At 65.9% G+C, this 5,255-nt stretch carries 5 protein-coding genes; 2 read left to right on the top strand and 3 right to left on the bottom strand.

All coding sequences use genetic code 11. The annotated features are described in order from the left end of the window. Both rsmD and ABWP09_RS11945 read right to left on the bottom strand, forming a co-directional pair. A partial coding sequence (gene rsmD, locus ABWP09_RS11940) for a 16S rRNA (guanine(966)-N(2))-methyltransferase RsmD (protein WP_353205356.1) occupies positions 1-524 on the bottom strand: 524 nt, incomplete at its 3' end. Positions 525-678: 154 nt separating this feature from the next. After that, a complete protein-coding gene (locus ABWP09_RS11945; RefSeq protein WP_353205357.1) occupies positions 679-1,953 on the bottom strand; it encodes a pseudouridine synthase in 1,275 nt (424 codons plus the stop codon). Between the two features lie 146 nt (positions 1,954-2,099). Between ABWP09_RS11945 and ABWP09_RS11950 the strand changes: the two genes are divergently transcribed. After that, positions 2,100-2,531, top strand: coding sequence for a response regulator (locus tag ABWP09_RS11950; RefSeq protein WP_353205358.1), 432 nt, complete (start codon positions 2,100-2,102; stop codon positions 2,529-2,531). Positions 2,532-2,640: 109 nt separating this feature from the next. Here the strand turns inward: ABWP09_RS11950 and ABWP09_RS11955 are convergent, their stop codons facing one another. Further along, positions 2,641-3,780, bottom strand: coding sequence for an aromatic ring-hydroxylating oxygenase subunit alpha (locus ABWP09_RS11955; RefSeq protein ID WP_353205359.1), 1,140 nt, complete (start codon positions 3,778-3,780; stop codon positions 2,641-2,643). 64 nt (positions 3,781-3,844) lie between these two features. Here ABWP09_RS11955 and ABWP09_RS11960 point away from each other — a divergent pair, with 64 nt between their 5' ends. Further along, positions 3,845-5,176 (top strand): AmpG family muropeptide MFS transporter, encoded by a 1,332-nt coding sequence (locus ABWP09_RS11960; RefSeq protein WP_353205360.1) that lies wholly within the window; start codon positions 3,845-3,847, stop codon positions 5,174-5,176. Positions 5,177-5,255 lie beyond the last annotated feature (79 nt).

Here is a 5,255-nt window from a genome sequence, read left to right on the forward strand (position 1 = left end):
CGCGCCTTGCCGTGGACGCGCGAGACGTCCTCGACGAAGCCCGCCACTTCGACCAGTTCGGGCTTGGTGGTTTCGATACTCACCCAGGTCGCATCGCCAACCCAGCCGAGCCGGGCGAGCTTGTCGAGCGCGACCGCGCCCGCGCCACTGGCATAAGGCGGGTCCATCACGATCAGGTCGAGTGGGTGTGTCGCATGGCCGAGCGCGAGCACGCTTTGTGCGCGTACATCCGCGCCGATTTCCCTGGCACCGCCGAGTTTGGTGATGTTGGTGCGCAGCGCATCGAGCGCTGGCTTATCCTGTTCGACGAAGATGCACGATTTCGCACCGCGCGACAGCGCCTCCAGCCCGAGGGCGCCCGATCCGGCGAACAGGTCGGCGACGGCGAGGTCTTCGAAACTGCCGATGCGGCTGGCGAGCATCGAGAACAGCGCCTCGCGGACGCGGTCGGCGGTCGGGCGAGTCGCGTCGCCTTTGGGTGCCACCAGCGGGCGGCCGCGCCATTTTCCGGCGATGATTCTCATTCGTATGTAAACCCTGCCATCAGCACCTTCCCCGGCGTAGGCCGGGGCCCAGTCGCGACGGTCGATGTAATCGTGCGATTCGCCTGATGTTCAAAGCGCTCGCAACTGGGCCCCGGCCTACGCCGGGGAAGGACGCTTGCGGAAACGTGCGCCTTCACTTGCGAGTCCGGCTCTTGTGGATCTTGACGGTGCGCGGTTTGGACGGGGCGGCGCGCGCCTTGCCGGCGGTGCGCGGGGTCGATTTGGCGGGCGGGCGCTCGGGCTTTTCAGGCCGCACAGTCCGCTCGGGCCGGTCGGGTTTCGCGCGGACGTTGCGGCCGAGCTCGGCGTTGAACACCTTGGGGCGCTGGCCCGGCGCGATCGCGCGCGGCGCGACCGGCGCGGTGCCGGCCTTGGGTGGGGCGTCGTAGAAACGCTTCACCTTGGTCGCCTTGGTCAGCACCACCGGGTCGCGACCCGGCTGCGGCACGCGCTTGGCGGGCTCGGCAAAGGCAGCCTTGTCGGTGCGGTTGGCCGATGCCTTGGTGATGCGCCGGGCAGGCGCGGGTTTGGGGGTCGGGGCTTTCGGCGCCGAGGGGATTTCGCGTAGGCCGCGTGGTGCAGGCTTGGTTTTCTCGACGAGCTTGGGGGCTTCGCCGCCCCCTTTCCGCGTCGGGTCCTTGCGGAAGGCGACGACGTCGTGCTGCTTGATCTCGCCAATCTCGCCGACGGGCAAATCGCCGAGCACGAACGGGCCGTAGCGCGTGCGAATCAGCCGCGAGACCTTGAGCCCGAGATATTCGAGCACGCGGCGCACTTCGCGATTCTTGCCCTCGGTCAGGATCATCTCGATCCAGACGTTCGCCCCGGTGCGGCGTTCGAGATTGGCGTCGATCGAGCCGTAGCGCACGCCTTCGATCTCGACGCCGTGGATCAATTCCTCGAGCTGTTCCTGCGTGATCGGGCCGTAGGCGCGGGCGCGATAGGCGCGCTCTACGCCGGTCGCGGGGAGTTCGAGCTGGCGCTTCAATTCGCCATCGGTGGTGAGGAGCAACAGCCCCTCGGTATTGAGATCGAGCCGCCCGACCGGCACCAGCCGCGGCAAATCCTGCGGCAAGCGATCATAGATTGTCGGGCGCCCGGCGGGGTCGCGCTCGGTGACGAGCAGGCCGGGGGGTTTGTGATAGAGAAACAGCCGCGCCGCCTCGGGCGCGGCGACCGGCACGCCATCGACGGTGATGCCGGTCAGCGACTTCAGGATCGTCGCGGGCGTATCGAGCACGACGCCGTCGAGCGCGATCCGCCCCTCGGCAATCATGCGTTCGATCTCGCGGCGCGAGGCGACTCCGGCGCGGGCGAGCAATTTGGCGATGCGCTGCTCGTCCTTGGGACGAACGGGTGCTTTGGGGGCGGCATTCGCTGCGGGTTTGGGGGTAAAAGCTTTGGACACATGCGCCTGATAGCGAATTTGTGGCGGTTCGTGCGCACAAAATAATTTGCGCCCGATCTCGTAGCCGCGCGTTAAGGCACGGGTGCGTAACGAGGGCGAGACGCACTGCCATTTCGGCAGTAAATAACAGGCGGGGTCCCGGACCAATGTTGTTCGGTAAAAAGAAGCGACGGATCGTGCGGTTGTTGCTGGTCGAGGACGAGCCGTTGGTGGCGTTCGACACCGAATATTTCCTGCGCGAGGCGGAATATGTGGTGGTTGCGACGGTCGACCGCGTCGCCGATGCGATCGGCGTGATCGATCGTGGCGAGGAGATCGACCTGGTGCTGGTCGACATCAGCCTGGCCGATGGCAACGGCATCGACGTCGCACGTGCCGCGCACGCGGCGGGTGTGCCGGTGCTGTTCGTGACCGGCGAATGCCCCGAGGGCGGGCGCGCAGTGGCGGCCGGGTGCTTGTCCAAACCCTATGCGCAGCGCGATTTGCTCGCGGCGATCGCGGCGATCGAAGCGGTGCTTGACGGCAAGCCGCCCAAGCGCTTGCCGGGCGGGTTTAATTTGTTTGTCGATGTGACGTAGCCTCCCCTCCCTGAAAGGGAGGGGTAGGGGTGGGTGGCTCTCAGGGGAGCGCTGCTCTCTCCCCACACCGACCCACCCCCAACCCCTCCCTGGAAGGGAGGGGAGGAAATCAGAGCATTCCCTCGACTGCGTCATGAAAGTGCCGAATCCCCGTCTCCAGCGTGCCGAGCGTCATGCGCGCGATCGCGCCTGACGCGAGCCCTTCCTGCCCCAGCGCCGCGGCACGGAAATCCTCGCCCGCGAACACGCCGCCATCGAGCAGATTCCAGCTCTTTTCCCAATGGGCGAGCGCCTTTTCGGATCCCGGTGCCTCGGGGATCAGCATGAAATCCTCGACCAGGACGCGCCCCTCGGACTGCGGCATCATAACCATCAAATTCATGTAATCGGGGCTGACGATCAGCACGGTGCCGGGGAAGAGCTGATAGGTATAGGTGATCGCCGAGCGCAAAGTCGGCCAATCATCCGCCGCGCAGGCCGCCAGCGCCGCCTCGCGCCCCACGGCGGAGCGTTGATGCGGGCCGATCCGGTCGGCGACCGAAATGCCGTCTTTGAAGAACGGGCCGATCGTCGCGCTGTGGAGGCGCTGGACGTGATAGCTTTCAAGGAAGGCATCCATGATCAGCTTCCAATTCGCCGCGACAGCGTGCGTGCGGCGGCGGAAGAGATATTGGCCGGCCATGTCAAACGCGGTGAAATCGGCACCGAGCGCCTCGGCTTGGCTGAAATCGGCATCCTCGTCGAAGGCGAACCAGATCAGCCCGCCCAGCTCGCGCGTGGGCAGCTTCTTCAGGCCGAGCGTCGCTTTGTCGAGCCCGGGGAACGCATCGGGGCGGGGCAGGGCGGCGAGCTTGCCGTCGAGCGTATAGCTCCACGCATGATAGGGGCAGATCAGCCGGGCGGCGCAGACCGGATCGCGCCCCTCGACCAGCCGCGTGCCGCGATGCTGGCAGACGTTGAGGAAGACTTGCGCGTGCCCATCCTTGTCGCGCGCGATCAGCAGCGGCTTGCCGAAGCCGTCATGCGGCACCGCCATATTGTTCTGCGGCAGCAGCGCGGAGGGCGCGATGACGAGCGGAACGCGGATGAAGATCTTGGCTTGCTCGGCGACGTGCCGCTCGGGGGAGGTATAGGTGGCGGCGTCGACATGGGTGATGTCGCCCGTCGGCGCGGTCGCGCCCTCTGCCAGACGCGCGGCGAGTGCGAGTTGCCCGGTGGTGAGCAGGCTAATCTTGGTCGGCGCGTTCATGGCGCTTCCTCTCCTGATTTTAGCCGTTAGTCTCTGCGCGAACGGTGCAAGGGGCAAGCGACGAATGGACGGCGTGATCGGGCGTGACCCGAGTTGGTGGGACGGCATTCGGCCCTATTTCGAAAAGGCGCCGATCGCGGCCTTCTTCCTCGGTGTTTCCTCGGGCTTTCCCTATGCGATGATCGGCGCGACGCTGACCAGTCGGCTCGCGCAGGACGGGATCGACAAGAAGACGATCACGGCGTTCACGCTGGGTTTCCTCGTCTATAATCTGAAACCGTTCTGGGCGTGGGCGGTCGATGGTGTGCGGTTGCCGGTGCTAGGGCACCTCGGGCAGCGGGTGTCGTGGCTGATCTTTGCTGGCGTGCTGGTGATGGCGGCGGTCGCCAATCTCGCCTTGGTCGATCCCAAAGCGAGTATCGGCGCGACGGTGGTCGCGGCGGTGCTGGTGGGGTTTGCGGGCGCGACCTTCGACATCGTGATCGACGCCTATCGGATCGAGACGTTGAAGCCGTATCAGCTCGGCGTGGGATCGGGCATGACGCAATATGGCTGGCGGATCGGCTCGGTACTCGCGGGCGCGCTGGCGCTCGTGCTGGCGGCACGGATCGGGTGGGCGGGTGCCTATCTGGCCTGTGCGCTGTTCGCGCTGCCGGCGATGCTGACCGGGCTGATCATGGGCGAACCTGTCCGCCACCGTGATCCAGCGGCCAAGCGCGGGGTCGATGAGGTGGTCGCCTCGATCGTCGGGCCGTTCCTCGAATTCTTCCGGCGCGAGGGTGCGCTGATCGTGTTGCTGTTTATCCTGATCCACAAGATCGGCGACACGCTCGGGCAAATCGTGCTGCGGCTGCTGCTCAACGATTTGACCTTCACCAATGACGAAATCGCGCTGTACGATGTCGGCATCGGCTTTTGGGCGTATCTGATCGGCATTTTCGTCGGCGGTGCGCTATACGCGCGGATGGGCATGAAGCGGTCGGTGATGCTGTCGCTGGTGCTGATGGCGGTGTCGAATGCGAGCTTTGCGTTGCTGGCGGGCGCGGGGCACAGCGTGCCGGGGCTGGTCGGCGCGATCGGCTTCGAGAATTTTGCGAGCGGGATCGGTGGCGTCACCGTCATCGCCTATTTCTCCGCGCTGACCGATCTGCGCTACACCGCCGCGCAATATGCCTTGATCTCGGCGGCGGCGAGCGTCGTCGGGCGGTTGCTCACCGCGACGACGGCGGGGGCGCTGGTCGAGCGTTTCGGCTATGTGAACTTTTACTGGATGACGACGGTGATCGCCTTTCCGGGCGTGCTGCTGTTCTGGTGGATGATCCGCAGCGGCTTGGTCGATCGCTCGATCGGCGATGCCGGAACGCGCGAGGTGGCGGACGAAGGGGAGGCAGCGTGACCGCGCGGCTGGCGGTGCGCCGCGCTAGAGTCCGTCACATTGATGTTGAAGCATAGCCGCTGTTTCTGAGGTAGTTTGC

The organism is Sphingomonas sp., assembly GCF_040398505.1.
GTDB lineage: Bacteria > Pseudomonadota > Alphaproteobacteria > Sphingomonadales > Sphingomonadaceae > Sphingomonas.